Annotated in this window: 26 protein-coding genes and 1 pseudogene; 18 read left to right on the plus strand and 9 right to left on the minus strand. The window is 62.2% G+C overall.

What is annotated here, in order from left to right:
* Nucleotides 1–63: 63 nt before the first annotated feature.
* Nucleotides 64–444 carry a hypothetical protein gene (locus VGH41_RS22065; RefSeq protein WP_414696698.1) on the minus strand — a complete coding sequence of 127 codons (381 nt, stop codon included), beginning with the start codon at nucleotides 442–444 and terminating at the stop codon, nucleotides 64–66.
* Nucleotides 445–698: 254 nt separating this feature from the next.
* Here VGH41_RS22065 and zwf point away from each other — a divergent pair, with 254 nt between their 5' ends.
* Nucleotides 699–2,162 (plus strand): glucose-6-phosphate dehydrogenase, encoded by a 1,464-nt coding sequence (zwf, locus tag VGH41_RS22070; RefSeq protein ID WP_331599716.1) that lies wholly within the window; start codon nucleotides 699–701, stop codon nucleotides 2,160–2,162.
* 22 nt (nucleotides 2,163–2,184) lie between these two features.
* On the opposite strand, the gene VGH41_RS22075 is transcribed toward zwf, so the two are convergent.
* A complete protein-coding gene (locus VGH41_RS22075; RefSeq protein WP_331599718.1) occupies nucleotides 2,185–3,102 on the minus strand; it encodes a LysR family transcriptional regulator in 918 nt (305 codons plus the stop codon).
* Nucleotides 3,103–3,286: 184 nt separating this feature from the next.
* Between VGH41_RS22075 and VGH41_RS22080 the strand changes: the two genes are divergently transcribed.
* The 5 genes from VGH41_RS22080 to VGH41_RS22100 all read left to right on the plus strand — a co-directional run bounded on the left by VGH41_RS22080 (nucleotide 3,287) and on the right by VGH41_RS22100 (nucleotide 7,961).
* Nucleotides 3,287–3,970 (plus strand): glutathione S-transferase family protein, encoded by a 684-nt coding sequence (locus VGH41_RS22080; protein ID WP_331599719.1) that lies wholly within the window; start codon nucleotides 3,287–3,289, stop codon nucleotides 3,968–3,970.
* A gap of 117 nt (nucleotides 3,971–4,087) precedes the next feature.
* A complete protein-coding gene (locus VGH41_RS22085; protein ID WP_331599720.1) occupies nucleotides 4,088–4,816 on the plus strand; it encodes a hypothetical protein in 729 nt (242 codons plus the stop codon).
* Nucleotides 4,817–4,982: 166 nt separating this feature from the next.
* Complete coding sequence (hmpA, locus tag VGH41_RS22090) at nucleotides 4,983–6,164, plus strand: NO-inducible flavohemoprotein (RefSeq protein WP_331599721.1); 1,182 nt, start codon at nucleotides 4,983–4,985, stop codon at nucleotides 6,162–6,164.
* A 467-nt stretch (nucleotides 6,165–6,631) separates the two neighbouring features.
* Nucleotides 6,632–7,063 (plus strand): cupin domain-containing protein, encoded by a 432-nt coding sequence (locus tag VGH41_RS22095; RefSeq protein ID WP_331599723.1) that lies wholly within the window; start codon nucleotides 6,632–6,634, stop codon nucleotides 7,061–7,063.
* Between the two features lie 226 nt (nucleotides 7,064–7,289).
* Nucleotides 7,290–7,961: an FMN-dependent NADH-azoreductase gene (locus tag VGH41_RS22100; protein WP_331599745.1), complete on the plus strand. Its 672-nt coding sequence runs from the start codon at nucleotides 7,290–7,292 to the stop codon at nucleotides 7,959–7,961.
* Nucleotides 7,962–8,030: 69 nt separating this feature from the next.
* Here the strand turns inward: VGH41_RS22100 and VGH41_RS22105 are convergent, their stop codons facing one another.
* Nucleotides 8,031–8,573, minus strand: a complete 543-nt coding sequence (locus VGH41_RS22105) for an Rrf2 family transcriptional regulator (protein WP_331599725.1) — start codon at nucleotides 8,571–8,573, stop codon at nucleotides 8,031–8,033.
* Between the two features lie 364 nt (nucleotides 8,574–8,937).
* On the opposite strand from VGH41_RS22105, the gene VGH41_RS22110 reads away from it, so the two are divergent.
* Nucleotides 8,938–11,007: a putative bifunctional diguanylate cyclase/phosphodiesterase gene (locus tag VGH41_RS22110; protein WP_331599726.1), complete on the plus strand. Its 2,070-nt coding sequence runs from the start codon at nucleotides 8,938–8,940 to the stop codon at nucleotides 11,005–11,007.
* A 124-nt stretch (nucleotides 11,008–11,131) separates the two neighbouring features.
* Complete coding sequence (locus tag VGH41_RS22115; RefSeq protein WP_331599727.1) at nucleotides 11,132–11,917, plus strand: hypothetical protein; 786 nt, start codon at nucleotides 11,132–11,134, stop codon at nucleotides 11,915–11,917.
* 40 nt (nucleotides 11,918–11,957) lie between these two features.
* Here the strand turns inward: VGH41_RS22115 and VGH41_RS22120 are convergent, their stop codons facing one another.
* From VGH41_RS22120 to VGH41_RS22135, 4 genes and pseudogenes are all read right to left on the minus strand, one after another.
* Nucleotides 11,958–12,383 carry a polymer-forming cytoskeletal protein gene (locus VGH41_RS22120; protein WP_331599729.1) on the minus strand — a complete coding sequence of 142 codons (426 nt, stop codon included), beginning with the start codon at nucleotides 12,381–12,383 and terminating at the stop codon, nucleotides 11,958–11,960.
* A gap of 79 nt (nucleotides 12,384–12,462) precedes the next feature.
* A complete protein-coding gene (locus VGH41_RS22125; protein WP_331599731.1) occupies nucleotides 12,463–12,831 on the minus strand; it encodes a hypothetical protein in 369 nt (122 codons plus the stop codon).
* Nucleotides 12,824–13,780 carry a M23 family metallopeptidase gene (locus VGH41_RS22130; protein WP_331599732.1) on the minus strand — a complete coding sequence of 319 codons (957 nt, stop codon included), beginning with the start codon at nucleotides 13,778–13,780 and terminating at the stop codon, nucleotides 12,824–12,826. The genes VGH41_RS22125 and VGH41_RS22130 overlap by 8 nt, the downstream gene beginning before the upstream one ends.
* 273 nt (nucleotides 13,781–14,053) lie before the next feature.
* Nucleotides 14,054–14,425 (minus strand): annotated as a pseudogene (locus VGH41_RS22135) (dihydrodipicolinate synthase family protein); the annotation flags it as partial.
* Nucleotides 14,426–14,583: 158 nt separating this feature from the next.
* On the opposite strand from VGH41_RS22135, the gene VGH41_RS22140 reads away from it, so the two are divergent.
* Complete coding sequence (locus tag VGH41_RS22140; protein WP_331599733.1) at nucleotides 14,584–15,876, plus strand: aspartate carbamoyltransferase; 1,293 nt, start codon at nucleotides 14,584–14,586, stop codon at nucleotides 15,874–15,876.
* Between the two features lie 20 nt (nucleotides 15,877–15,896).
* Here VGH41_RS22140 and VGH41_RS22145 read toward each other — a convergent pair whose 3' ends face one another.
* Nucleotides 15,897–16,829, minus strand: coding sequence for a hypothetical protein (locus tag VGH41_RS22145; protein ID WP_331599734.1), 933 nt, complete (start codon nucleotides 16,827–16,829; stop codon nucleotides 15,897–15,899).
* 34 nt (nucleotides 16,830–16,863) lie between these two features.
* On the opposite strand from VGH41_RS22145, the gene VGH41_RS22150 reads away from it, so the two are divergent.
* The 4 genes from VGH41_RS22150 (at nucleotide 16,864) to VGH41_RS22165 (ending at nucleotide 19,526) form a co-directional block, all read left to right on the plus strand.
* Nucleotides 16,864–17,553, plus strand: coding sequence for a TetR/AcrR family transcriptional regulator (locus VGH41_RS22150; RefSeq protein ID WP_331599735.1), 690 nt, complete (start codon nucleotides 16,864–16,866; stop codon nucleotides 17,551–17,553).
* A 95-nt stretch (nucleotides 17,554–17,648) separates the two neighbouring features.
* On the plus strand, nucleotides 17,649–18,212 hold the full coding sequence (locus tag VGH41_RS22155; protein WP_331599736.1) for a glycine zipper family protein: 564 nt from the start codon (nucleotides 17,649–17,651) through the stop codon (nucleotides 18,210–18,212).
* Between the two features lie 545 nt (nucleotides 18,213–18,757).
* Complete coding sequence (locus VGH41_RS22160) at nucleotides 18,758–18,946, plus strand: hypothetical protein (protein WP_331599737.1); 189 nt, start codon at nucleotides 18,758–18,760, stop codon at nucleotides 18,944–18,946.
* 97 nt (nucleotides 18,947–19,043) lie between these two features.
* On the plus strand, nucleotides 19,044–19,526 hold the full coding sequence (locus tag VGH41_RS22165) for a universal stress protein (RefSeq protein WP_331599738.1): 483 nt from the start codon (nucleotides 19,044–19,046) through the stop codon (nucleotides 19,524–19,526).
* 190 nt (nucleotides 19,527–19,716) lie between these two features.
* Here VGH41_RS22165 and VGH41_RS22170 read toward each other — a convergent pair whose 3' ends face one another.
* Nucleotides 19,717–20,628 carry an alpha/beta hydrolase gene (locus VGH41_RS22170; protein ID WP_331599739.1) on the minus strand — a complete coding sequence of 304 codons (912 nt, stop codon included), beginning with the start codon at nucleotides 20,626–20,628 and terminating at the stop codon, nucleotides 19,717–19,719.
* A 317-nt stretch (nucleotides 20,629–20,945) separates the two neighbouring features.
* On the opposite strand from VGH41_RS22170, the gene VGH41_RS22175 reads away from it, so the two are divergent.
* The 5 genes from VGH41_RS22175 (at nucleotide 20,946) to VGH41_RS22195 (ending at nucleotide 26,286) form a co-directional block, all read left to right on the plus strand.
* On the plus strand, nucleotides 20,946–21,455 hold the full coding sequence (locus VGH41_RS22175; protein ID WP_331599740.1) for a universal stress protein: 510 nt from the start codon (nucleotides 20,946–20,948) through the stop codon (nucleotides 21,453–21,455).
* Between the two features lie 188 nt (nucleotides 21,456–21,643).
* A complete protein-coding gene (locus VGH41_RS22180; RefSeq protein ID WP_331599742.1) occupies nucleotides 21,644–22,036 on the plus strand; it encodes a TerB family tellurite resistance protein in 393 nt (130 codons plus the stop codon).
* Between the two features lie 301 nt (nucleotides 22,037–22,337).
* Nucleotides 22,338–23,042 carry a (2Fe-2S)-binding protein gene (locus VGH41_RS22185; protein WP_331599743.1) on the plus strand — a complete coding sequence of 235 codons (705 nt, stop codon included), beginning with the start codon at nucleotides 22,338–22,340 and terminating at the stop codon, nucleotides 23,040–23,042.
* 11 nt (nucleotides 23,043–23,053) lie between these two features.
* Nucleotides 23,054–24,055, plus strand: a complete 1,002-nt coding sequence (locus VGH41_RS22190; protein WP_331599744.1) for a xanthine dehydrogenase family protein subunit M — start codon at nucleotides 23,054–23,056, stop codon at nucleotides 24,053–24,055.
* 2 nt (nucleotides 24,056–24,057) lie between these two features.
* On the plus strand, nucleotides 24,058–26,286 hold the full coding sequence (locus tag VGH41_RS22195; protein ID WP_331599746.1) for a xanthine dehydrogenase family protein molybdopterin-binding subunit: 2,229 nt from the start codon (nucleotides 24,058–24,060) through the stop codon (nucleotides 26,284–26,286).
* Nucleotides 26,287–26,369 lie beyond the last annotated feature (83 nt).

Consider the following 26,369-nt stretch of genomic DNA (forward strand, 5'->3'; position numbering starts at 1 on the left):
GTGGTAGTGACGCGTTCGCGAAGGAGCGCCTGCTGTGAGCGCGCCCGCTACGTGATTTCCCTTTCACGGGCTCGGGCGTCGCCAATGATCCTGACAGAAAATCGACGAATGCGCGAATCCGCGCTGAAAGTTGATGATGCGGCGAACAAACGGCATAGATATCCGCGGCCGGCGTTCAGTACGGGGAACAACATGCACCAATTGGTCTTCACGCAGATAGTCGGGTAAGCCCCATTCAGCGCGCATCGGCATGCCGCGGCCATTCAGCACCCAACGGACGGCAATCTCGCCGTCGATGGGAATGAGGTTACCTCTGACCCGCACTGTTTCAGCTTTCTGCGCCGCGCCTCGGCCACGGGTTAGTCTCCATACGCCATACGCCGCGTCGTCCTGGCGGATGCGAATGCAGGTGTGATGGGCGAGAGCCGCATTGCTCAAGGGCATGCGGTGTGATGCAAGATACCCGGGCGCCGCGCCATGAACACCCGATGATTAACCCGCAGTCAAAGGCAAATTGAGTCTGGGATCGTTTCGCGGACGTACTCGGCGGCCGCCATGGGGCCACCGTCTCAAGAAAGGTGGCGCTTCCCGGGCGTCCTGGCGAAGTTCCAGCAGCGCGCGCTGATGGGCGCGCTCGCCGGATATACTGTCTCGCGTTCTCCTCGTCAGGCATCGACAACCTATTAAGGAGTTGCACGATGGCCAAGATCTCTCCAGGGGTGGGTCCGCGGTTCCCGCAAGTCGTCGTTCTGTTCGGCGCCACCGGTGATCTGGCGCGGCGCAAGCTGCTACCAGGTTTGTTCCACCTGGCGAGCGCAGGATTCATTCCGGGCTGCAGGATCGTTGCCGTCGCACTCGACGACATTCAGCCCGACGACTTTCGCCGGACGGCGCGTGAGGCGCTCGACGAGTTTTCTACTCGCAAGGTCGCCGAGCCGGAATGGCACACCTTCGCCGCCAATCTCGACTATCTGCCGCTCACCGCAGGGGCCGAGGCACTCAAGACTGCCGTGCTGAAGGCCGAGCAGAGCTTCGAGGGCGAGTGCAGGCGGCTGCATTACCTGAGTGTTCCGCCTAATGCCGCGCTCTCCGCGGTCGGCATGCTCAAGGAAGCGGGCCTCGTGGACCGCTCGCGGATCATCATGGAAAAGCCCTTCGGCACCGATCTGGCGAGTTCGGTTTCATTGAACGCCCGGCTGCACGAAGTCTTCGAAGAAGAGCAGATTTTCCGCATCGATCACTTCCTCGGCAAGGAGCCGGCCCAGAACATCCTCGCTTTCCGTTTTGCGAACGGCTTGTTCGAACCGATCTGGAATCGCAACTTCATCGACCACGTTCAGATCGATGTGCCGGAAACGCTGGGCCTGGGCAAGCGCGCGGGTTTCTATGAGCAAACCGGCGCGTTTCGCGACATGGTCGTCACGCACCTTTTCCAGATTCTCGCGTTCATGGCAATGGAGCCGCCGACGTCGCTGGAACCGTCGCCCATCAGCGAAGAAAAGAACAAGGTGTTTCGCAGCATGCTGCCGATCCAGCCAACCGACGTCGTCCGCGGCCAGTACACGGGCTACCGCGCCGAACAAGGCGTGGATCCCGAATCCGAAACGGAGACATTTATTGCGCTGAAGTGTTCGATCGACAACTGGCGCTGGGCCGGTGTCCCGTTCTATTTGCGCACGGGCAAGCGCCTCGCCGAAGGACAGCGCATCATTTCCATTGCGTTTCGCGAGCCGCCAAAGAGCATGTTTCCTGCGGGCTCGGGCGTCGGTTCGCAAGGCCCCGATCATCTGACCTTCGATCTCGCGGACGCCTCGAAAATGTCGCTTTCGTTCTATGGCAAACGTCCGGGACCGGGGATGCGGCTGGACAAGCTGAGCCTGCAGTTCGCCATGCGCGATACCGGGCTGATCGGCGAAGTGCTGGAAGCCTATGAGCGGTTGATCCTTGACGCCATGCGCGGCGACCGCACTCTTTTCACCACGGCCGAAGGGATCGAGCGGTTGTGGGAAGTATCGACCGCTCTGCTCGAATCGCCCCCTCCGGTTCGTTTCTACGCGCCGGGCTCCTGGGGGCCCAACGCCATCCATCAACTCGTCGCGCCTCGCGCGTGGCGGCTTCCGTTCGAACGAGCGTGGCGGGATCCGAATGTGCTGGGCAGTTGACGGCGATCTGTAATCGTGTGACTCAAACAAACAGATCGGCGCCTTGCACCAGACGCCTGGCAAGCCGTGGCTGGCGCAATTGTTCCAACCACCATTGCAGCGCGCGACCTTCCTGATCGCCTCGCCATGCAACGTACAACACGTTTGGCTCGCGCGGGTCCGCCGTAGCTTTTTCGACCAGTGCGCCGCGCTTAAGGAGTGAAGCGATACGACGTCTCGGCAACCAGCCCACTCCCAGCCCGTCGCGCTGAGCCAGAATCTTGGCGCGCATGCTGGGCACGGCGAGCGACGCCTGACCGCCCACGAGTCCATACACTCTTCCAGGCGTCGATCGCGATGAATCGGCCACCACCACCGCACGATGCGCCGTGATTTCTTCGCGAGTGAGCGGCCCCTTGAGCTTCGCCAGCGCGTGGCGTGGTGAAACAGCAAACACCCATTCCATCACGCCGAGTTCGAACCATCGCAGACCCGGTATCGCGGGCGGTTCATTAGTAGCACCAATAATCAGATCCGCCCTTCCATCGCGCAGCGCCTCCCACGTTCCGCTCAGGATTTCATGGGTCAGGCGCAGCTTGACCCCCGATTGCAACGCGTCGAACGCGTGGATCACCGGCATCATCAGATCGAACTCAATGATCTCGTCGCTCACGATCCAAAGCCGATCCTCCCAGCCGCTCGCAACCTGCCGGACGCGCTGCGTCATACGCGCCATATCCAGCATCAAGCGGCTCGCTTCTTCGGCCAGCAAAAGCCCCGCTGGCGTGAGTTGCAGCCGATAGCGACGACGGTCGAACAGCAAAGCGTCAAAACGGGTTTCAAGCTGTCGCGCTGCATGCGAGACAGTCGACGGCGCCTTGCCAAGCCGCGCCGCCGCGCGCGACAGACTGCCGGTTTCGCGAATCGCGTCGAGGAGCGCCAGTTCTTCTTCGGACAACATGTTCGACTCCATCGAACGTGTACATCGGAAAAATCGTACGGCAAAAACATCGGCCCAGTCCACCATTCGAGCAACGAAGCTGCACATCTGTCACGCACAACCTGTGTGTGCGCGATTGGCCTCGCCCTGGTAATCCGGTTTTTGAACCCGGCTTTTGAACCCTTCTTATCAACAAGGAAATCCCATGCTGCAGTTTTACTTCCACCCCTCGCCGAACCCGCTAAAAGTGGCGCTCCTGCTCGAAGAACTGCAAACGCCGTTCGAACTCGTGGCCGTCGATACGTTCAAGGGTCAGCAGCACGAGCCCAAATTTCTGAAGATCAATCCGAACGGCAAGGTGCCGGCTATCGTCGAAGATGGCATCACCGTGTTCGATTCGCACGCCATTCTGCTGCACCTCGGCGCGAAACACGGCAAGTTCGTGCCATCCACGCCGTCACAGCACGCGCAGATGCTCTCGTGGCTGATGTTCGTCGCAACCGGACTGTCACCGTTCTCGGGTCAGGCCGTGCACTTCCTGCATCACGCGCCGGAGCCGCTGCCCTATGCGCGCAATCGCTACCTGAAAGAAGTCGAGCGCCACTACCGCATTCTCGATGCGCGCCTCGCCGACTCGCGATACCTGGCTGGTGATATCTACTCGATCGCCGATATGGCGCTGTGGGGCTGGGCCAGTTTCGCGGGCTACATTCTCGGCGAGAAAGGACTGACCGACTATCCGCACGTCAAGCGACTGATAGACGAAATCTCCGCTCGTCCGGCCGCAGTGCGTGCCCAGGCATTGAAGGAAACGCTCACGCTGAAAGCGGAATTCGACGAGGAGACTCGTCGCGCGCTGTTTCCGCAAAACGCGCCACTCACTGTCTAAAGACGATCTGCTGCAAAAAATGCACTGGCTGCCGGCAGGCGGCCAGTGCCGGCTTGCGCCGAGGCGCCTGGGTGGAGTCGTTACAATGCATCAGACCTATCCTCCCGACAGCAACGCGTGCAAGACATCCTCACTTCCTATTTCTGGAGCGGCGACGCCATCCGCAGTCGACGCGTGAGTGACATCGTCCTGTCAGGCACGCTCGACGTGCCTGAGCCCCCTGCACGTCTGCTTGCCGATTGGGAGCGGGAGACGTCGTCGCGCATGGTTCTGGAGCCCGGCGACGTTGAAGTCATGCCTTTGGCCCGCGCGCGAATGCGCTGGCCGGACTACACCCGCTGCGTGCAGGCAGTGTCGGATTGGGCATCTGCGCTTGGGCTACCCGAGGTGCCTGGCGCGAGTGACATCGCGCTGATGGCCTGTCGCGGCGCACGATATCACCACGACGGCGAACAATATGGCGGTGCAGCCTTTTGCAATCTGTTCCTGAGCGAGGACAAGGGTCTGGACCTGCACTTTCCCGCTTTGGACCATCGCATTCCTCTGACCCGGGGAACGGTTGTGATATTCGATACTGGCCAGCCTCATGGCGTCATTCAGCGTCACAGCAGCGGTTTTAACGCGGCCGAGTTCGCACCGGAGTGCGATTGCGTGCAGATCTTCCTGACCTGGGAGTTGCCCATCGAAGATGCCCATGTTGGGGACGCACTCAAGCTTGCCTTCGATATCGATCCTTTGACCTCGCTGCAACTGGATGCAGAGCAGATCAGGGTGAATGGTGCGCCCGCCACTGTGTGCCCAGAGTCCGGACGCTGGTGCAGGGATGCAGAGAGCCAGGCGCGTTGAATGGAGTCTTTTTGACTATCCACGCAGTCTGTCTGACTACGTCAAATAGACTTCATACCTTATCAACCATTTGATTTAACAGCGGTTTAACTCTGGCACGAAACATGGATAGGGAGAGGCAGTAGCCGTCCTCGGCTCAACCTGCATCCAACAAGGAATCCGCACCATGCTTTCTGCCGAACATCGCGCCATCGTAAAAGCAACCGTCCCTCTTCTCGAAAGCGGCGGTGAAGCCCTGACCCGGCATTTCTATACCATGCTGATTGATGAGCATCCCGAAGTGCGGCCGATGTTCAATCTCGCGAATCAGGCAAGCGGCGCCCAACAGCGCGCCCTGGCAAACGGCGTGCTGATGTACGCGCGTCACATCGACGAGCTTGAACAACTCGGCGGTCTCGTCGGCCAGATCATCAACAAGCATGTGGCACTGAATATCCTGCCCGAGCATTATCCGATTGTCGGGCAATGCCTGCTTCGATCGATTCGCGAAGTACTCGGCGCAGAAATCGCCACGGACGCGGTGATCGACGCATGGGCCGCCGCGTACAAGCAGCTCGCCGACCTGCTGATCGGCCTCGAAGAAAAGATGTATGCCGAACGGGAAGCTGCGCCCGGCGGATGGCGCGGCACGCGTCTGTTCCGGGTCATCCGCAAAGTACGCGAAAGCGACGAAATTACGTCATTCCATCTGAGTCCTGACGACGGCGCCGAACTGCTGGCGTTTCAACCTGGGCAATACACCGGTGTGCGCCTGTCCATCAACGGCGAGGAAGTGCGCCGCAACTATTCGCTGTCGGCCGCGCCCAATGATCGCGAATACCGCATCAGCGTAAAGCGCGAGCCCAACGGCAAGGTGTCGAACCATCTGCACGCGAACGTCAAAGAAGGCGACACGCTCGAACTGTTCGCACCGGCGGGTGACTTCAAGCTCGAACCGAACGACAAGCCACTCGTGCTGATCAGCGGCGGCGTCGGCATCACGCCCACGCTCGCGATGCTGCAAGCCGCGCTCAAAACGGATCGGACCGTGCATTTCATCCACGCTGCCCGTCATGGCGGCGTGCACGCCTTCCGCGATACGATCGACGAGCTTGCACGCCGCCATCCGCGGCTCAAGCGTTTCTATTGCTATGAACAAAAGCGCGATGAAGATGGGGAAGTACACGGTATTGGCTACCTGGACGAGAAACTGCTGGCTAAATGGTTGCCGGAAACGCGTGACGTGGATGCCTACTTCCTTGGTCCGATTGCCTTCATGAAGGCGGTGAAGAAGCATCTGAAGGCGCTGGGCGTGCCGGAGGCCCAAAGCCGCTACGAATTCTTCGGTCCCGCTTCAGCGCTTGAATAGAGACCGGGCCTTAAAAGAAGAACACTTGTTTTGTCGGTGGAAAAACCAAAACGCCGCGCCTGGCGCGGCGTTTCTTCGACGAGCCTGCTTTTCCCACGACGCAGGCCTGAGCGCGCCTTGCGACGACGTTCGCAATCTCTCCCTTCGCCTGGCGCCGTATCCTCGATTACGTCCATGCAGCAGGCGCCGCCGCCAGCCACGCCATGCATTCGCACGCGCGTTCACCTTGACTTGCGGCGCCACTCTTGCACTCGCGCCAAAAACCCTTTAAATTCTCAACTACGATAGTTCAAGTCGTAGTTTCGTAACGAGAAGCTCGCCGTGCCGGCCTGAAGCACTCTGCTGTCTGCTCCGGGCCGCAAATAACGCACCATCATGCTGCGCATACTCCGTACAACTGGCCAGCGCTGCGTTGCTCGCCGGCGGCATCGCACCCACCCTCTACCCGTCCGAACTGGAGCCATGAAATGAAGTTTGCCAAAACAGTCCTTGCCTCGGCTGCCGCAGCCGTTGCGGTTTTTGCCGCATCACCCGTCGTCCATGCCCACGACATGGACGGTCCACGAGAAACCATCAGCCCCGCATTTCAGGCCGCCATCGCGAATGTGCCTGGAAAGACCATGACTGCCGTTATCGTCGACTACAAACCAGGCGGCAAATCGCCAGCCCACCGCCATGGCTCTGCGTTCGTTGTCGGCTACGTGTTGCAAGGCGCCATTCGCAGCCAGGTGGACGGCGGTGAGGCACGTGTTTTCCATGCCGGAGAAAGCTGGACCGAAGCGCCCGGCGCGCATCACATGATCAGCGAAAACGCGAGCAGCACGAAGCCAGCAAAGCTTCTGGCGATCTTCGTCGCCGACGACAACGACAAAGATCTCGTTATGTGGGACAAGAAATGAATCCCGTGTGGCGCGCGTTCCAGTCCAAAGGATCGTTTCCGTGCTGGACGCGCCTTGCGCCGCTTGATCCCGGCTGTGAAATACGCTATCCTTTACTACGATCTGTTGAGTCGTAGTTAAAGAGACGTGATGATCGAATCGACGTTTCATCCCGAGACGGCAGGTCCCGCCAAATCGTTTGCCGCAAATGCCGGCACGCCACTTATTGTCAATAAAGAGGATCATCATGAAGCTGTTTCACGTCGATTCAAGTGCCAAGCGCGACCGGTCCAACTCTCGCGCGCTGTCGCGGCAATTCATTGAAAATCTGCGTCAACAGGGCGTAAGCGTTGAGCTGGACTATCTTGACGTCACGGTGGATACGCCCGCGCACGTCAGCGAGGCGTTCGCTATCGCGACATACCATCCGGAAAGCGAGCGGACTCCGGAAATGAAGGCGACGCTGGCGGCATCGGATGCGTTGTGTCAACGCATGCTCGAAGCGGACGCGCTCGTTTTTGCCATGCCTATGTATAACTGGTCGATGCCATCTGCCTTCAAGGCGTTCATCGACAACGTCACGCGCACCGGCCTCACCTACAAGAACACGGCAGATGGCCGGATTGAAGGCCAGTTGAAGCGGCAGAAGGTGCTGTTCATCACTACCCGCGGCGCCGATTTGCGTGCGGGCTCGCCCTTCTCATCAATGGACGCCCTGACACCCGCGCTCAAAGCCGCGTTTGGATTCATTGGCGTGGCCGAGCCGCTGTTTGTCGACGCGCAGCCGTTGCAGTTCTCGGATCAGGCAGCACGCAGGGAAGCACTGGCGCGCGCCCAGCTCGAACTGGCAAGCGTTGCCAGCGAATGGGCCCATTGGGAACGTGCCCGCTCGGCAGAAGAGCAGTTGCAGGAGGCTTAAAGGGCGCCGCAGGCGCAGCAACGCGGGAGCACAACCGCACCGTGCCCTTTGTACGGCGCGGTTGCTTCTTTACTCCGAAACCGCGGAACTGCCTCGATCGCGGCGCCGCCCCGTTGCCTTGGCCTCGAACCACTTCACGATGTGCGGTCCATGAGCCCGCGGCGCTTTGGCGTTGACGCGAACCGATAAATCAGCCAAAGATTGCTCTGCTAGCGATTCGCGCATCCGCTTCTCGGCCTGCAGCATGACGGCGTGTATCGAACAGACGCCGCTCGTCGCCCATCCTGGCGGACTGTCGCCGAATACCGCGCAGCGTCCGCGAATTTCGCGGCAGTCGAACAAAGGCTTGTCGCCGTCTATCGCAGTCACGACATCAAGCACGGAAATCTGGTGCGCAGGCCGCGCGAGCGCGACACCGCCTTTCGCGCCTTCCGTCGCAATGACGAGCCCCGCCTTGTGCAGTTTGGTAAAGAGCTTTGCGACGTAGTCGACCGGCACGCCCTGCATCTCCGCCAGATCCCGCACGCTGGCCTCGGTTACGCCCTGACCCGGCCCGGTCAGGTAAAGCAGGCAATGCAGCCCGTATTCGACGCCGGTGCTGATGTGGGACATAGTTACTCCGACCAATTGAATCCTAGTTAGATTACGCATTTTCTCGCGCCGACGCAAGCCGTCAGATTTGCCTCAGGCGGCAGAATATTGCCACCTGAAACCGCCACTCTGATCGAGCAAGCCGCCCCATCCGCCCCCAAATCGATCCTCTCGGGGTCAGGTCGGCCTCACGGGTTAAAATCCTCGCCGCGCAACTCGTGGATTGCCCCGCGGACACCGTCGCGGCCCTGTGCAGACGTCCGTTACCCCATATGACGGGAAATAAGGGAAGTCCCGGGCGCGAAGAGACCTGATTTAATTTAATAAATTCCGCCAGCGGTCGATATCCAGTAGAGCCGTCTATCCCTGCGCGGCTGGACCTAACATGCTCGGTACATACAACTTCTGGCTGGTGGCGGTCTCGTTCGTCGTCGCAACGCTCGCTTCCTACACCGCACTCGACCTCACCGGCCGCATTGCGCAGCTTGGATCGTCGCGCCTGCGGCACGCCTGGCTTGCGGGTGGCGCCGCGGCAATGGGGGTCGGCATCTGGTCGATGCATTTCATCGCGATGCTGGCGCTGTCCCTGCCCATTTCGCTCGGCTACGATTTCGCGCTGACGGCGTACTCGTTGGGCATTGCCGTGATCGTGTCCTATTTCGCTCTCTTCGTCACCACGCGCGCGCAGCTGACGCCGGCTCATCTCCTCGCGGGCAGCGTGCTGATGGGACTCGGCATCGCCGGCATGCACTACACCGGCATGGCCGCGATGCGCATGCAACCCGGCATCGACTATCAGCCGAACTGGGTTGCCGCTTCGATTGCGATTGCCATTGCCGCGTCGATGGCCGCCCTGATGATCGCCCGCCACCTGCGTGACGACGACGCCCGCAACGTCACGCGCGCACGCTTTGGCGCCGCGCTGGTCATGGCCATGGCCGTCAGCGGCATGCACTACTCGGGTATGGCCGCCGCTCACTTTCCGCCCGGCTCGATTTGCGGCGCGGCGCACGGTGTCAATACCGTATGGCTCGCGACCGCCGTGACGCTCTTCACGTTCGCCATCCTGATCGTGACCTTGATGCTGTCGCGCTTCGATGCGCGCACAACCTTCCTCGTAAGCGCGGTAACCAACCTGAACGGACAGATCGTGCGGCTCGCCACGCTCGACACGCTGACCGGCTTACCCAATCGCGCGACCCTCACCGAGCGGATCGACTCTGCGATCGCACTGGCGCGCCGCCGCCACAACATCTTTGCCGTCCTGTTCATGGATCTCGACGGCTTCAAGACCATCAACGATTCGCTCGGCCACTCGGCCGGCGATCAGGTCCTCGCGGCGTTCGCGCAGCGTCTGCAGGTCTGCGTGCGCGCCACGGATACGGTCGCGCGTCTGGGCGGCGACGAATTCGTGGTGCTGACGGAAAACCTTGCGTCGAGCCACGATGCGGGGCTGATCGCGGAAGCCGTCCTGGAGCGAATGCGCGAAGGTGTATGGAGCGACAACGAGCCGCTGCAGGTCATGCCAAGCATCGGCATTGCGCTCTTTCCACAGGATGGCGACACCGTCGACACTTTGCTCAAGCACGCGGACGCCGCGATGTACGAAGCCAAACGCGCGGGCCGCAGCACCTATCGCTTCTTCGAAGCCAGCATGAACGAAGCGGCGACGCGCACGCTGCAAATTCAGCACGCATTGCACGAAGCGCTGATTGCCGGCCATTTCACCCTGCATTTCCAGCCCAAATTCCGCGGCGACAGCGATGAACTGGCGGGCGCCGAGGCGTTGATCCGTTTGAATCATCCGTTGCTTGGGGAGTTGACGCCGCTCGAATTCATCCCGATTGCGGAACGCTCAGGACAGATCCTGCAGATCGGCTACTGGGTGGTGCGCGAGACCTGCCGGCAGATTCGCCAGTGGGTCGCCGACGGCCTGCCGTCGATGAAAGTGGCCGTCAATCTGTCTCCGCGCCAGTTGTCGCAGCCCAATCTGGTCGCGACCATTCTCGAGATCGTGCGAGCCGAACAGGTGGCCTGCGACCAGATCATGTTTGAGATCACCGAAACGGTGGCCATGCAGGACGCGCCCCGTACCATCGAGATGATCCGCGAATTTCAGGCGAACGGCTTTGAGATCGCCATCGACGATTTCGGCACCGGTTACTCGAGCCTCGCCTACCTGCAGCGTTTTCGTGTGAAGCAGTTGAAGATCGACCGATTTTTCACCAATGGTCTGGACGATCACGGTCCGGAAGGCGAGGCGATCGTCTCGGCAATCATTGCGCTTGCACACTCGCTCGATATGGACGTGGTGGCCGAGGGCGTCGAAACGGCGTCGCAACTCGACAAGCTCAAAGACATGATGTGCGACGAGATGCAAGGTTTCCTGCTGGGCAGGCCGCTCACCGCCGATGCGTTCAGCGCCTTGCTTAAAGATCGAATGGCCGCGGTATAGGGTGGCTCAGTACAAGGGGACATGACGAGGGCAAGCCTCGTCATGTCATTGATACCGGCAGGGCCCGGCAGAAGGTTCACCGCCGGCGTGCATGACAAGCACGCCCTTGCCGGTTGGAGGCCTCATGAAACTCGACGTTGCTACCTTCAACGCGCTTTGCCTGATCACGTTCTTCTGTAGCGCCGTCGTTTCAACCGCGCTGTCGTGGATGTTCGCGCGCGCGGTGGCGTTCCGCTTCTGGGCTGCAGCCTTCTTTCTGATGAGCGCGGCGGCCGCGTGCCTTGCGGCGCATTCCCAATCGGACTCGCGCGCACTGCTGGTGGCTACGGCAACGTTTAGTTTGCAGGCGCGGATTTTCTTGTGGAACGGCACGCGTGTCCTGTTCGGTTCCCACGTGTCGCTACCGGCGGGTTTCGCTGTGAGTGCCCTGTTTTGCGTGCTGTTCTCCCTCGCGCAATATTTCGATGCGTCGCCGCTGTGTCGCGCCGCGCTCATCACACTGTTCTTCTTTCCATTTCGCGCGCTGACGCTCTACGAAGTTTGCCGAAGACGCAGGCCCGATCTTGGACCTGCGCGCGTGCTGGTGGTATGCGCGAGCGTCATCACCACGCTTGCCGCCGTGCTGCCGCTCGCGCTCGTGCTCACGCGCCGCAATGATCTGGCGCTGTTGCTGAGCGATGCACCGACCACGTCGCCGCTCTATGCAATCGTTTTCGCGGCCGATCTGCTGCTGGTTATCTGCCTGATGATGATGGCCCTGCAGCATCTGTTCGTCGAACAGGGCATCCTGTCGCATCTGGACAAGGGTGCGGCGCGAAGGTCCAATCCGGGCCGCGCGGCACCGGGGACTGAGAATGGGATTGGCTGCTTCGAGGAGCCGGAGGCGCGGCCGTCGCTGCCGTCGGCTTGAAGCGCCTGTCGCGGCAATCGACCGGCCTGCGCCCGAAACATTACGCGCCCTTTGCGCCCGCTTCGCGCGTCTCGCGTCCCACGACGGTAGGCGCCGGTGCAGGCGCACGCCGAGTCAGCTTGCCATCCACCGACGCACCGCAATCCATCCGCAACTGCTGATAAAGAATATTGCCGGTCACATGCGCGTTGGACTGCAATTCGACGAAGTGGTCGGCAATCAGGTCGCCCACAATCTTGCCGTTGACGACCACGTCATAGCCATGCACGTTGCCTTCAATCGAGCCGCGATCGCTCAGCACCAGCAGCGTCTGCGTGCCAGCCTTGCCGGACACATTGCCTTTCACGTAACCGTCCATGCGCAGACCTTCACTGAATTCGAGGTCGCCGGTAATGCGCACGTCATGGGCGATCAGGGTTGCGAGTTTGGCATGCTGGATGCTCGCGGATTTCTTCTTGTTGAACATAAAACTCTCTAACTAAGGAAGGAAGACGTTCGCCGCATATGGGGCGCCTCCGACGCGACGGCCGGATTTGTCGCAACGATCAGCGGCGTTTCTGGCCTTGAGCGCGCAGAAACAGTAGTTCGGTGTTCAGGCGGCTGACTTCGGCTGCTGCCGCATTGGCGGCCTTTTGCACGGCAACCCGCGCGGCGGCTTCCTGCGCCAGCGCGAGACGGGTGCGCTCCAGTTCCGCCTGCGCACTGTCCGGCGAGACCGGCTCCTGGACGCACGCGCTTGTCTCAGCTTCGACGCGGTGCGCATACCAGTACATGGCCCCCGCGCCCGCGCCGACGCTGCATGCGCAAACCGTGACCCAGATTGCCGCACGAACGGTGCGTGAGCGCACCGGCTGCAGCGCATAGGCGCGCCGCGCGAGACTGGCCGCATCGCGGGCCATACGAAGATCAACCATGAGGATAGGCGCCGAACAGCGCAAGGTAGGCCGTGGGATCGACGGGCGAACCGTTGATCAGCACTTCGAAATGCACATGCGGTCCGGTCGAACGCCCGGTGGAGCCGACGTCGGCAACATGCTGATGCGGTAGCACCAGATCGCCTTCATGGACGAGAATGCGCGACGCGTGACCATAGCGCGTGACGAGACCGTTGCCGTGATCGATCTCGACCGCATTGCCGTAGCCGCCCTTGGGTCCCTCGAAGATCACCCGACCGCCGGCTGCGGCCAGAATGGGCGTACCGGTCGGCGCGACCAGATCGACGCCGGGATGAAAGCTCAGACGATGCGTGAACGGATCCGTGCGATTGCCAAACGGCGAGCCGAAACGCGCGCCCTCAGCCGGCATGCGCCCGGGGAACGCGCTGTACGCGACCTCGTGCGCGTCGATCTCCTGTTGTAGCGCGGATAACGTGGCGGTGATGCAGTCGAGTTGCTGGAGCGTCGCTGCAGCATCGTGCCGCTCAGACTGCGTCGCCGCCTCGACGCAACGCCGTGGCGGCAGCAGGGGACCGCCTTCGCCGTCTGCATCTGCCGTGGCTGCGTCAGTCGCGCTTGCGGGCAAGCGAGGCGCCGCCTTCGGCGTCTTCAGCCGGGCTTCGAAATCGCGTAGTGCCCCGACCTGGGTGGTCAGACGTTCGATGCGCGGCTCGATCTGCGCGACCGACGCGTTCAGCTTACCGAGCTGATCGATCGCAAAGTCGTGCTCGACGCGGCTCACGACCTCGGCATCAGCACCCGTTGATTCGTGTGCGGGCAGATGCGCGCCAATTGCGATACCGGCCGCCAACGCCAGTGCCGCCGACCCCACTGCGGCTGCAAGCGCGGCCGTCCATGCCGCGCGTCGCGTGACAAAACGGACTGCACCGCTGCTGAGCTGGCTGGTCGCGCCGAGAATCGAGGACATCAGCGGCGCCCCGTCTGCGCTGCGTAACGCAGCGAATCCGCGCCAAGGCCCGGGCGAGCGCGATGCGCGGACAGAACAGGCAAACACTCGGTGGCGAAGAGGCGAACCAGCATGCAGCGTGAGTCGGATAAGACCCGACGTGGGATAAAGACAAAGGCGCCGATTATCCCCTGTGCTTGCACGGCATCATCTCAAATTCGCGCATGCCGTTTCGCTGCTCTTCAATTAACAGGATTCCGAAGCACTTTTCGTGAAACCTCCGCCGAAAACACCCTAAGCGGCAAGCATGTGCCGCAGCCGTTCGCGCAACGCCGCGCTTGCGCGCGTCATCGGCGCGCGCAGTTCATCGCAGATCAGTGCTTGTGCGGCGAGCGCGGCCTTCACAGGTCCGGGATTGGGCTCCGAAGTCAACGCCCGGATCAGCGGCACGAGCGTGTGAAAGATCGCACGGCCTTCGTCGAGGCGCCCTCCTTGCAGCGCGCGATACAACGCCACGAATCGCTCGGGCCACACGTGCGCCGACGCCGCAATCGCGCCGCTGCCGCCCGCGCAAATCGTATTGAACAGATTGATGTCGTCGCCGGCAAGCACCTGCAGGCGGCCATCCAGAATCAGCGCGAGCGTGGTGTCGAGCGACCCGGCGCAGCACACACCCCGGCGAACTTCGCAAACCGCGCACAAACCTCCCCAAACCCGGCTCGAGCCCTTATGCCGCGGACTTCATCGCAAAAATACTTGACTTCTGTCACCGCCAAACTAATATACGCACCGCGTACATCAATCCCAACTGACAGGTGACCCGCATGAGCGTCCCGCAACAAGCTTTCCTCCGTGACGCCATGCGTCGCCTGAACATGACCCGCGACACGTTCGCAAGCCGCATCGGCGTATCGCGCCGGGCGCTGGACACCTGGCTATTGCCGGACGATTCGCAGGAATCGCGCGCCATGCCGGAAATCGTCGAGCGTTTCGTGTCGGAAATCGTCGTCAACGGCGAACCGGGCGAGGGATATACGCAAAGCGTAGACGCGAAGTCGCTGGCTAGCCAGATCCTGTTTGAAGGCAAGCCGCAATTGCTGTCGGTCGATCAGTTCTCGCGCGACTCAGTGGAAGCCTTGTTTCGCGTCGCGGACATCATGCAGCCCATCGCGCGACGCCGGAAAATCTCCCGCGTGCTGGAAGGCGCGGTGCTCGGCAACCTGTTCTTCGAAGCCAGTACACGTACGCGCGTGAGCTTCGGCGCGGCGTTCTGCCGGCTTGGCGGCTCCGTCTGCGACACGACGGGTTTCACCTTCTCTTCAATGGCCAAGGGCGAGTCTATCTACGACACGAGCCGCGTGATGAGCGGCTATGTCGACGCGCTGGTGATCCGCCACCCGGAGCAAGGCTCGGTAGCCGAATTCGCGCGCGCCACCAACGTGCCGGTCATCAATGGCGGCGACGGCCCGGGCGAGCATCCGAGCCAGGCGTTGCTGGACCTCTACACGATCCAGCGCGAGTTTTCGCGGCTCGGCAAGATTGTGGACGGCTCGCATATCGCGCTGGTCGGCGACCTCAAGTACGGCCGTACCGTGCATTCGCTGGTGAAGCTGCTGGCGCTGTATCGCGGCATCAAGTTCACGCTGATCTCGCCGCCGTCGCTGGAAATGCCCAGCTATATCGTCGAACACATTTCGCGCAACGATCACGTGATCGAGCAGACGCATGATCTGAGCGCGGGCCTGCGCGGCGCCGATGTCGTCTACGCCACGCGCATCCAGAAAGAGCGTTTTGCGGATGAATCGTTCGAAGGCTACACGCCGGATTTCCAGATCAACCAGGCGCTGGTCGACAGCGTGTGCGGAGTCGATACGCTGATCATGCACCCGCTGCCGCGCGACAGCCGGCCGGGCGCGAACGACCTGAGCACCGACCTGAATCACGATTCGCGCCTGGCCATTTTCCGCCAGACCGACAATGGCATTCCGGTGCGGATGGCGATCTTCGCGGTGCTGCTGGGCGTGGAAAAGCTGGTCCAGCATTCGATGCGCGACGCGGCATGGCGCCCGCCCGTGTACCTCGGGCCGGACGATGCGGTGTTTCACGGCATTGATTGAGGTTTGAACGCCGCGCCCCGTTACTTTGCGCCGTCAAAAACCGCAATGTCGTGACGGGCCGGCTCGGGCAATGCAATCAACAGGTGGCCGTCATTGAGCACGGCGCTGCCGCTGACGGTCGCGTTCGAGGCGGCGCACGGGGTTGCGCTGTACGTGACCGACACGTTGTACGCGTCGACACCGCTGTTCGGCGATACGTTGCCACGAAACTCGCATCCTCCGGATGTCATGCCGGCCAATAGTCCGTCAGCGGTAATCACGATCTCGGCATTCATGCCGCGATGTAACGAATTCATCCTCCCTTTATATGCCCCTGTGATGGTGGCTAACGCCGGCCCCTGTCCGAGCATCTGCTCCGGTGACGCCGCGAACGTGGATTGCACGGCGCCGCCGTCGCCCGCCGCCACTTTCCCGTTCACGTCCGGTGAATGCGAGAAATCGATCTGCAGTTGCACCGCGGAGGCTTTGGCACCTGGATACAAGCTGTAGTCCGTTGCGGTAGCACCCTTGAACTGGCCGTCGGCCGCTTGCCTGCCATTTGTCACGACGATCACACCCGCCGTGGGCTTCTGATAGAACAGATACGCCGTGCCGTTGTAAAGCGTGACAAGCGTAATCGGCACGCCGGTAGAGAGCGTACCTTGGTAGACACCCGCTGAAGATAGCAGCAGTTCCGTGGACGTTTGCGTTGACACTGGCGGCGTGCTGTCTGTAGCGCACGCGCCGAGCACCATGCTCAAACCGAGGGCTGCGAGTATCGTGTTCATGAGTGCACCTTCGTATTTGAGTTTTAGATGGATACCGGTGAGCCAAACAGAACTACCAATATAGAAGAAAACGGCGCAGGCAAGCAGCTTTCCGTTTCCGGTTGTTCCAGTGGACGCAGCATAGTGATGCAGCCGTCCCAATCTTTCCAGTGCAAAAATTTTGACTCGACACGAGAAAGCCGCCAATATATCTTTCCACTGGAAAATTTAAGCCCCTTGCATGAGCGAACGAACTCCTTCCCGCCGCACCCCGGCTGGCGCACGTCCCCGTCGGGCCGCGGCCGAGGCGCGCCCCTATCACCACGGTTCGCTACCCGAAGCATTGCTGCTGGCTGCCGAGACCGTACTGCAGCGCGACGGGCTGCGCGGCTTGACCCTGCGCGCAATTGCGCGGGAAGCCGGCGTATCGCACACGGCTCCGCAACATCACTTCGGCGATACCGCCGGGGTTCTCAGCGAACTGGCCGCGACTGGACACACGCGGCTTGCAGAGACGATGTCGGAACACATTCGCGGCTTGCGTTCGACAAAGTCGAAACGCAAGGCGATCGCGCATGCCTACATCGAGTTTGCCGTCGAACATCCGGATCTCTTCAGACTGATGTCGCGCAACGAACTGCTCGACCCGGACCGGCCTTCACTGCGTGAGGCGCGTCAGGTTTCAGCACGTGCACTCGCGAGCGTGTTCGGCGCGCAAGCGCAGCTGCACCAGGATGGTTACCTGTTCGACGGGATCGACGCCGCCCAGGCGGTGGCGATCACCGCCGGCTGGGGTTACGTACATGGCCTCGCGAGCTTGCTGGTCGATCGGCGCCTCGAACGTATCGCGAGTGCGACCGGGCATTTCGCCGATGCGCGCGCATTGGTGAATGCCGCCATCGATCGCATGCAATTGAGCGAGGATGCCTGACGGCCATCGCCGTGGCCCGAACCGGATCGAAGCTAATTCTGCGCTCATTCAGCCTCTTTACGATGGCATCCATCGAACTGCGGAGCGCGAAAATCATGAAAATCTCAAGCATCTCACGGGCCACCGTACCCATGGTTCTGGTCGCCGTTGCATTGACCGGCTGCGCCGTAATGCCGCCCACCGGCCCGTCCGTGGTCGCGTTGCCGCCACAGGGCAAGACGCTGAGCCAGTTCCAGCAGGAAGACTATGCATGCCGAGACTACGCGTTCCGCTCGGACAACGGCGCCCAGGCGTCCCACAGTGCGATGCAAAGCGGTGTCGGCAGCACTGCGGTCGGCACGGTAGGCGGGGCCGCCGCCGGCGCACTGCTCGGCGCCGCAGCGGGTAACGCCGGCGTGGGCGCGGCAATCGGTGCAGGCGCGGGCCTGCTGCTCGGCGGTGCCCTCGGCGCAGACGGTGTACAGCACTCGTCGGCCAGCTTGCAGGCAAGTTATAACGCGGCGTACGCGCAATGTATGGCGTCCAAAGGCAACAGCATTTCGCCGCCGGCGCAGACCGTCTATACGACTGTCCCGGCCTATGCCCCACCGCCCGTCGTGTACGCGCCGGCGCCGGTCGTCTACGGCTACCCGCAACGCTACGGTTACTGGGCTTACTGACAGGTACAGCCGCCATCCGCGCGCCATGCTTGCGGGTCACGGGCAGTTCCACTCGGATAACCTTCCCGTGATCTGGCAACCACCCCCATCAATTCCCCCCTCCCGCCTGTGCGGCGCACAGTTGGTGTCCTGAGCGCTGCGCGTCCGGCGACCTGACTCATGCGTGAGCCGCGTTGTCCGTCTCAGGAAAACCAACCGCACTGACTCACTGATGCACTGATGCACTGAAATATCCCAATCATTGGGATTCCTTTCTTCAATGCCGCAAGATGCCGTCACTGGGGTTCGCAATTCGTGCAACCCGTTGGTACCGGCTGCACCGGCGCGCCGGTAGATTCCCGCCATGAAATACGTCCTTAAATGGTGTTCGTCATGCCTGCCGTCGTTCGATGAAAACGCCTTCCAGCGCGACTCCTCATGCCAGGCGGCCATGCTCATTCACCGCTAAGTTTCGGCCGATACGATTCGCTACATGGAAACGCCGCACTCAGCCGCTCACGGCATCGAGGCCCGCGCCGAACAACGACAGCAAGAGGACACCCATCATGACTGAAGTGCTCGCTCAATTTTTCGACATCGCGCTGGCCGTGGCCAGCGCGGCCGCCACGGCCGCGATCTTCGTGTTGCTGGCCGGTCAGATCGCCATCGCGCACAAATATATCGTCAGGTATAGGAACACGAGCCGGCCGGCCAATGCAGGACAGATCCTGTCCCAACGCACACAACCGCAATAGACACGCTTCGCACACCTCGCACCGGCCGGTTCCCTCTGCTTCCCGAACGCTGCACGCCGATGCACCACATTCACCACCGGGTTGAAGGAGTCCTAAGATGTACAAACATATTCTCGTCGCTGTTGGCCTCAAGGCGGACTTGACGACGTTGAGATCCGCCATTGAAATCGCTCTCGAATGTGGCGCCCGCATCACCGCGCTGCACGTGGTCAATCCGGCACCGCATCTCTCCAGGCCGGCCAAGGGCGACTTCGCAGCCACACTTGAGGCTTACCAGGTCGAGGGGCGCATGGTCGCCGAGCGGAGCAGCCGCGCGCTCGACGAAGCCCACTGTCAAGGCGAGGCGCAAATCCGCATGTTGCCGTTCTCCGATATCACCATCGGGCAGGTTATCGGCGGCGCCGCCCGCGAACTCGGCGCGGACCTCGTGATTGTCGGCAGCAGCGACCCGGGATGGTTCCGCCTCTATCTCGAGAACGTGCCAAAGGACGTCGTACGTCATTGCTCGATGCCCGTGCTGGTGACGACGCCGCAATGCCCGCCGAAGGCGCGCTACACGGCGGACGCCCTCGCCGTCTGAGGACGTTCATTGCGTGCGGCGGGGTTCGGCTGGTTCGAATGAAATCGTTCACTTCATAAGTTTTTCCAACGGCAAGATATATTGACCATCCCACCTCGTCGTCGGATACCGGTTGGGCCGGACAAGCCGGACGCCGGCGTGATACACGCGGCGTCGCCTGACCGGCGACGCGCTCCGATTACTTCACGGATTACTTCACGGGCTTCGCAATGAACCCGTCGATCCGCTCGGCCAGCTGCTGCGGGTACTGATACATCATCGCGTGACCACCGGACTTCACTTCCACGAGTGTGGCGTTGGGCAGCGCGTGGCTGAGCACAACCGAATTGCGCGGCCACAGCACCGTGTCGCTCGTGCCGGCGAGGATCAGCGTGGGCACCGTAACGCGATCGAGTTGCCGGAGCGCCTGATGGTCCTGCTTCCACCGCTTGAGGATCAGGTCCTGGGCATGCGTCACCGCGTCTGTGATGGGCGGTTCGGCGTAACCCTCGGGCGTGAACATGTCGTCGAGAAAACACGCTTTGGCGCTCTGCAGTGCCGACGCAGGAAACAGCACACCCATGACGCGGTCGAAATGTCCGCTGCCGCTGCCCGACAAGACCCGCCCGACCTCGGCTGAAGGCGGTGCAGCGCGCAGACCGGGCGGCATCGACGAAACCAGAATAAGCTTCGAGATCAGCGACGGTTCGTCGATCGCAAGTTGCTGCGCGACGATGCCTCCCATCGACCAGCCCAATACCGCCGGGTCCTTCAGATCCAGCCGCCGGATCAGCGCAGCGGTATCGCTTGCCAGATCGCGCACGCTGTAACGGGTGCCGCGCATCTGGGACCGCCCGACTCCACGATTGTCGAAGACGATGACCTCATGATGCTTCGCCAATTCGTCGACGAAGTAGGCGTTCCATTCCGCCATGCTCGCGCGATAACCCGTAATCAGCACGATTGGACTGCCCTGGCCGAACCGGAAGTATCCGATCGAGCCATTCGGTGTCTCGAGTACCTGTTCCTTTAGTCCTGCTGCGCGATCCGGCCGGGACATGTCAGTTCCACAGCGCATGTCCTCCCGCCAGGCGACTGGCGCGGCATAGGCGATCGGCAGCATCGGCGGGACAAGCAAACCGCAGCAAACCAGCAACCGCGCAACGAGGCGGCGGCCATTGCGCTTCTGGCGCGGCGGCAAACCGCCGCTGGCGTACTTCCGGGATCGGGATGTCATGGCCGCTCCTTGTGACTCGATGCCTTGTAGCGTAGCGGTCGCTTATTAGCGCGCAATGAGTGCCAGTCGATTCGCCGTTGTCTTGTGCAAGACACGTCGCGCTAATTCTTCGCTCAGTCTGCGCCGCGATGATACGGCCATGGATCACGAACAGCACAGCCAGCTGTCGTGCCTCACTGTTCCACTACAGGAAGGAACTCAACATGTTTACGAAGATTCTCGTTGCCGTCAGCGCAAACTCCCCCGACACCGTATTGGCTTCGGCCCTCGATGTCGCCCGCAAGTACGACGCACGCTTATTTGCTCTGCACGTGGTCGACCCTACGCCCTGCTTCATAGGCGTAGTCGATTACGACTTCGGTCTGCTCGTGAAGGCCATGCAGGCACATGGTAGCGAAATCGTCACGCGCGTCACGAATGTACTGGACGACCACGCGCACCCTGGCGAAGCCCGCATGGTTACGTTGCCGATGATGAACTTCACGGTCGGCCGCGCGATCGCCGCTTACGCCGAAGAGTCGGAGGTCGACCTGATCGTTCTCGGAGAGCGCAAGTCGAGCTGGCTGCGCTGGCCGGATGAAAACGTCGCCGCGGAGGTACGACGTCACGTCGGCACACCGATCCAGATCGTCTCCGGCACCCCCTCAGGCGACACGCTTTCGCGACCGGTTTCGCGTAATCAGCTATACGCGAAACCGCGTGTGGGTGCCTGACTGACGGCCACCGCACGGTCACTCCGATGGCGTAACTGATGCACCCGTATTTCCGAACTGACATTCGTATCAATTCGTCATCCTTAATTAAATATTGCATGTCTTTCAAACTGCCGCGGTGACTCGTTCTGAATTTTCAGACTCCATCTCGGCCGGCCATTCCCTACCGAAACAGCAAGGAGTAGAAAATGCATCACTATCAACCGAACAGTCCCGAGGCGGCGGGCCGCATTCTGGCGGCGTGTCTGCTTTCCGACGGACACCTCAGTCTCACCGAACTCGAAGCACTCGATCGTTGCGGCATGGAAACGCGCCTGTTTCTGAATCGAAACCGCTTGCTCTCCATCGCGCAAACGCTCTGTGAGGATTTGACACGCTTCGGATGCCTGAGCTGGAACGACGTGTGCCAGGTCGACCCCGCAACGCTCGCGTGGCTGGCGGCGGACGTGCAGGACCAGCAACTGCGTCGCGACGTCATCGAGCTATGCAACGAAGCCGTCATGGCGGACCGGAACTACTGCGAACGCGAAGCCCGCTTCCTGCAGTTGCTGCGCGATGCGTGGAAAGTGCCGGCGCAATGACGCCTCGCGCGGGCTCCCCGCCGGTTCGGCAAGGCGCACTCCGCTGGATCGCACAAAACAGTGTTTCGTTTTTGGCCGTATAAAACGCGCGTCGCACTTTCCCGCTTTGCATATAGTTAAGCGCGGCGCGCAGCCTTGGCGCCGCCGAGGACTCACCTTCGTTCTATCGCCCCATCTGACGTCACGTGTCCTCGCGGCACCGAAATTGCTATTGAGTGAATGAATCGCTGTAACCGCGATGCATCGGACTCCCGATGTGTCGCGCCAGTGCATCGACCTTTCATGGAGCAAACAGAACGTCATGTCCAGCAATCGAGTCCCCGCCGGCTCTGACGACGATCCCTCTGTCGCCACCCCTCAACAGCCATCCCGCCGACGCTTCCTGCAATCCGCCGCAGCCGTCGCCGCTGTCGGCGCCGCACCGCATGTGCAGGCGCAGACGCCATCCGCCGCCGCGCCGCCGCAGGCGCGCGCCCCCGAACCGCCGCGACCGGTCACGCTCAACGTGAATGGCCGCACCTACTCGCTGCAACTCGAGCCGCGCGTGACCTTGCTCGACGCACTGCGCGAATACGCTGGGCTAATGGGCACGAAGAAAGGCTGTGACCGCGGGCAATGCGGCGCGTGCACGGTGCTGGTCGAAGGACGGCGCATCAATTCGTGCCTGACACTTGCCGTGATGCATGAGGGTGAAACGATCACCACCGTCGAGGGCCTCGCGAACAACGGTACGCTGAGCCCGATCCAGCAGGCCTTCATCGAACACGATGCGTTTCAATGCGGCTACTGTACGCCGGGGCAATTGTGCTCGGCGACTGCCTTGTTGAGCGAATTCGACAGCGGCACGGCAAGTACCGTGACCGCCGATGTGCGAGCCCGTCCGCCGCAACTCTCCGACGAAGAAATCCGCGAGCGCATGAGCGGCAATATCTGCCGCTGCGGCGCGTATGCGAACATTGTTGCCGCGGTGCGTTCGGTGCACGGCGGTAATCCCGGCAACGCCTGACGGAGCGCCGCATGGACGCGATTTCCTACGAACGCGCTGGCGACATCGGCAGCGCGCTGCGCGCAGCGCAGCAACCCGGAACGATGTTTATCGGCGGCGGCACCAACCTGCTCGACCTGATGAAAGGCGGCGTCGAGCGTCCGCTGCGGCTCGTCGACATTACCCACTTGCGCGGGCTCGATACGATCGGCACCTTGCCGGACGGCGGCTTGCGCATCGGCGCACTGGTGCGCAACAGCGACGCGGCGAATCATGCACTGGTGCGCGCGCAATATCCGTTGCTCTCGCAAGCATTGCTGTCCGGCGCGTCGCCTCAGTTGCGCAATATGGCCACCGTAGGCGGCAATCTGATGCAGCGTACCCGTTGCGGTTACTTTTACGACACCGCCTTCACACAGTGCAACAAGCGCCAGTCAGGCAGCGGCTGCGCAGCGCTCGAAGGGCACAATCGCACCCATGCGATTCTCGGCACCAGTTCGCAATGCATTGCCGTGAACCCATCTGATATGAGTGTCGCGCTCGCGGCGCTAGATGCCGTCGTGCGCGTGAGCGGCCCGCGCGGCGATCGCATCATTCCGATTGGCGAGTTCCATCGTCTGCCGGCAGATCGTCCCGACGTGGATACGACCTTGCAACCAGGCGAACTGATTACCGCCGTCGATCTGCCGCCGCCGCTCTTTGCCGACCATGCGCACTATCTGAAAGTGCGCGACCGGGCGAGCTACGCGTTTGCACTCGTGTCGGTTGCGGCAGCCTTGCAGATGGACGGCCACACGGTGCAGAGCGTACGCATCGCGTTGGGCGGCGTTGCGCACAAACCATGGCGCGCCAGCGTGGCCGAGCAGATGCTGGCGGGCCAGCCGCTTACGGAAACCACCTTGCACGACGCGGCTGCCGCTGCGCTAACCGACGCGCGCCCGCAGCGCGACAACCGCTTCAAGGTAGTACTCGCGCAACGCTCGATCATTCGTGCCGTCAATCAGGCCGCGGGCCGCACCGGAGGTGTCGCATGAACATGAATACGCCGCTGGTCGGGCAACCGATGGACCGCACCGACGGCCTTCTCAAAGTCACCGGAGAAGCGCGTTATGCCGCCGAATTCCCGGAGGCGCGGCTCGCCCACGCGGTGCTCGTCACCAGCACGATCGCGAGCGGGAGCATTGCGTCAATCGACGCGAGCCACGCGCAAGCCCTGCCTGGCGTGCTGCTGGTGATGACGTATCAGAACGCGCCACGCCTGCCGAACAACGGTCATGCGCCGCTCGCGCCGCCGGCTGGACGACAGCTTTCGCTGCTGCAGGACAATCAGGTGCACTACAGCAACCAGCCGGTCGCCGTAGTCGTCGCGGATACGCTGGAACGCGCGACCGACGCCGCACGTCAATTGAGCATCACGTACCAGACGAACCCGGCTGCGCTCGATTTCACCCGCGCGAAAGCCAACGCCCACGCCCCCGACAAGCCACAAGGCCGCCAGACCGACACGCAACGCGGCGATTTCGACGCGGGTCTGCTGAACGGACCGGTGCGCGTCGATGCGGTCTACACGACGCCCATCGAACATCACAATCCCATGGAGCCGCACGCCACGCTGGCCCATTGGGACGGGCCGCAACTGACGCTTTACGACTCCACCCAGGGCGTCAGCGGCGCGCGTACGGCGGTGGCGAAAACACTCGGCGTGTCGCCCGACGATGTGCGCGTCATCTCGCCATTTCTGGGCGGCGGCTTCGGCTGCAAAGGCTCGTCGTGGTCGCACGTGGTGCTCTGCGCGATGGCGTCGAAACAGACCGGCCGTCCCGTGCGCCTCGCGCTCACGCGGCCGCAGATGTTCGGTCCGGTCGGCGCGCGGCCATATACCGAGCAGCATTTCACGCTCGCCGCACAGCACGACGGCACGCTCACCGCGATGCGTCACGACAGCTTTTCGAATACCTCGATGATCGAGGATTGGACCGAGACCTGCTGCATGGTCACGCGCATGCTGTACGCGGTCCCGAACCAGGTGACGACGCATCGCCTCGTGAAACTGAATCTCGGCACGCCGACGTTCATGCGCGCGCCCGGTGAGACGACCGGCTCGTTCGCGCTCGAATCGGCGATGGATGAGCTCTCGTACGCGCTCAGGATGGATCCGGTCGCGCTGCGCCTGAAAAACTACGCGGAGCAGGATCCACAGGAAAATAAACCGTGGTCGGGCAAGGCACTGCGCGAATGCTACGTGCGCGGCGCAGAGAAATTCGGCTGGGCGCGCCGCACGCCGACACCGCGTTCGATGCGCTCCGGCAACACGCTGATCGGCATGGGCATGGCAACCGCCACTTATCCGGCCAACCGCAGCCCCGCAGCGGCGGTCGCGCGCATCCTGCCGGACGGCACCGCCATGGTGGCCTCGGGCACCCAGGAACTCGGCACCGGCACTTACACGGTGATGACGCAGGTGGCCGCCGACGCGCTCGGCTTCCACCCGGACAAAATCCATTTCGCATTGGGCGACTCGAGCTTGCCGCAAGCGCCCGGTTCGGGCGGCTCGCAATCCGCGGCAAGCGTCTCGCCGGCGGTGCACGACGCCTGCATCCAGGCACGCAATCAGTTGATTGCGCTCGCGCAGGCCGATAGCGCATCGCCGGTGTACGGCCTCGATGTGACCGACCTGACCATCGACAACGGCTGGGTCGTGAGCCGCACCAAGCTGTCCTTGCGCGACCCGGCGGGCGCGATCCTCGCGCGCGCGGGCGGGGGCGCCATCCAGGCCGTGGTGAGCATCAAGCCGGGTGACGAGCGCAGCCAGTACTCGCTGCATTCGTTCGGCGCAGTATTCGTCGAGGTTCACGTGGACGCGGACCTGGGCACGATCCGCGTGCCGCGTATAGTCGCGGTATACGACGTGGGACGCGTACTGAACGAGAAGACCGCGCATAGCCAGCTGCTCGGCGGCCTCGTCTGGGGCGTGGGCGCCGCGCTCGAAGAGGAAAGCGTGCTCGATCCGCGCTACGGACGCTTCGTCAACGCGAATCTCGCGGAGTATCACGTGCCGGTGAATGCGGACATCGGCACGTTCGACATCAGCTTTATCGACGAACCCGATCCGTATATCAATTCGCTGGGCGTGCGCGGGATTGGCGAAATCGGCATTACCGGCGTGGTGGCGGCCATCGCCAACGCGGTGTACCACGCGACCGGCGTGCGGGTGCGCGATCTGCCCGTCACGCTGGACAAGGTGCTCACGCCTGCGCAGGTGTGAGGGAAACCGGCCGCACGCGTGGTGGATTTGGCGCAGTGACGCTGGCGTAGTGGTGGTCGCCCGGTCGCGCTGGCCTGTCGCGC

The sequence above is a fragment of the Paraburkholderia sp. genome, assembly GCF_036488795.1.
In the GTDB taxonomy this organism is placed as follows: domain Bacteria; phylum Pseudomonadota; class Gammaproteobacteria; order Burkholderiales; family Burkholderiaceae; genus Paraburkholderia.

Excerpts from the sequence above, each read along its gene's own strand:
- VGH41_RS22130 (WP_331599732.1), bottom strand. The coding sequence starts at position 13,780 with ATGTCCTCGATTCTCGGCGCGACCAGCCAGCTCAGCAGCGGTGCAGTC.
- VGH41_RS22080 (WP_331599719.1), top strand. The coding sequence starts at position 3,287 with ATGCTGCAGTTTTACTTCCACCCCTCGCCGAACCCGCTAAAAGTGGCG.
- VGH41_RS22195 (WP_331599746.1), top strand. The coding sequence starts at position 24,058 with ATGAATACGCCGCTGGTCGGGCAACCGATGGACCGCACCGACGGCCTT.
- VGH41_RS22150 (WP_331599735.1), top strand. The coding sequence starts at position 16,864 with ATGAGCGAACGAACTCCTTCCCGCCGCACCCCGGCTGGCGCACGTCCC.
- VGH41_RS22165 (WP_331599738.1), top strand. The coding sequence starts at position 19,044 with ATGTACAAACATATTCTCGTCGCTGTTGGCCTCAAGGCGGACTTGACG.
- VGH41_RS22115 (WP_331599727.1), top strand. The coding sequence starts at position 11,132 with ATGAAACTCGACGTTGCTACCTTCAACGCGCTTTGCCTGATCACGTTC.
- VGH41_RS22105 (WP_331599725.1), bottom strand. The coding sequence starts at position 8,573 with ATGTCCCACATCAGCACCGGCGTCGAATACGGGCTGCATTGCCTGCTT.
- VGH41_RS22110 (WP_331599726.1), top strand. The coding sequence starts at position 8,938 with ATGCTCGGTACATACAACTTCTGGCTGGTGGCGGTCTCGTTCGTCGTC.
- hmpA (WP_331599721.1), top strand. The coding sequence starts at position 4,983 with ATGCTTTCTGCCGAACATCGCGCCATCGTAAAAGCAACCGTCCCTCTT.
- VGH41_RS22190 (WP_331599744.1), top strand. The coding sequence starts at position 23,054 with ATGGACGCGATTTCCTACGAACGCGCTGGCGACATCGGCAGCGCGCTG.
- VGH41_RS22185 (WP_331599743.1), top strand. The coding sequence starts at position 22,338 with ATGTCCAGCAATCGAGTCCCCGCCGGCTCTGACGACGATCCCTCTGTC.
- VGH41_RS22100 (WP_331599745.1), top strand. The coding sequence starts at position 7,290 with ATGAAGCTGTTTCACGTCGATTCAAGTGCCAAGCGCGACCGGTCCAAC.
- VGH41_RS22170 (WP_331599739.1), bottom strand. The coding sequence starts at position 20,628 with ATGCTGCCGATCGCCTATGCCGCGCCAGTCGCCTGGCGGGAGGACATG.
- VGH41_RS22125 (WP_331599731.1), bottom strand. The coding sequence starts at position 12,831 with ATGGTTGATCTTCGTATGGCCCGCGATGCGGCCAGTCTCGCGCGGCGC.
- zwf (WP_331599716.1), top strand. The coding sequence starts at position 699 with ATGGCCAAGATCTCTCCAGGGGTGGGTCCGCGGTTCCCGCAAGTCGTC.
- VGH41_RS22140 (WP_331599733.1), top strand. The coding sequence starts at position 14,584 with ATGAGCGTCCCGCAACAAGCTTTCCTCCGTGACGCCATGCGTCGCCTG.
- VGH41_RS22120 (WP_331599729.1), bottom strand. The coding sequence starts at position 12,383 with ATGTTCAACAAGAAGAAATCCGCGAGCATCCAGCATGCCAAACTCGCA.
- VGH41_RS22095 (WP_331599723.1), top strand. The coding sequence starts at position 6,632 with ATGAAGTTTGCCAAAACAGTCCTTGCCTCGGCTGCCGCAGCCGTTGCG.
- VGH41_RS22160 (WP_331599737.1), top strand. The coding sequence starts at position 18,758 with ATGACTGAAGTGCTCGCTCAATTTTTCGACATCGCGCTGGCCGTGGCC.
- VGH41_RS22180 (WP_331599742.1), top strand. The coding sequence starts at position 21,644 with ATGCATCACTATCAACCGAACAGTCCCGAGGCGGCGGGCCGCATTCTG.
- VGH41_RS22175 (WP_331599740.1), top strand. The coding sequence starts at position 20,946 with ATGTTTACGAAGATTCTCGTTGCCGTCAGCGCAAACTCCCCCGACACC.
- VGH41_RS22065 (WP_414696698.1), bottom strand. The coding sequence starts at position 444 with ATGCCCTTGAGCAATGCGGCTCTCGCCCATCACACCTGCATTCGCATC.
- VGH41_RS22075 (WP_331599718.1), bottom strand. The coding sequence starts at position 3,102 with ATGTTGTCCGAAGAAGAACTGGCGCTCCTCGACGCGATTCGCGAAACC.
- VGH41_RS22155 (WP_331599736.1), top strand. The coding sequence starts at position 17,649 with ATGAAAATCTCAAGCATCTCACGGGCCACCGTACCCATGGTTCTGGTC.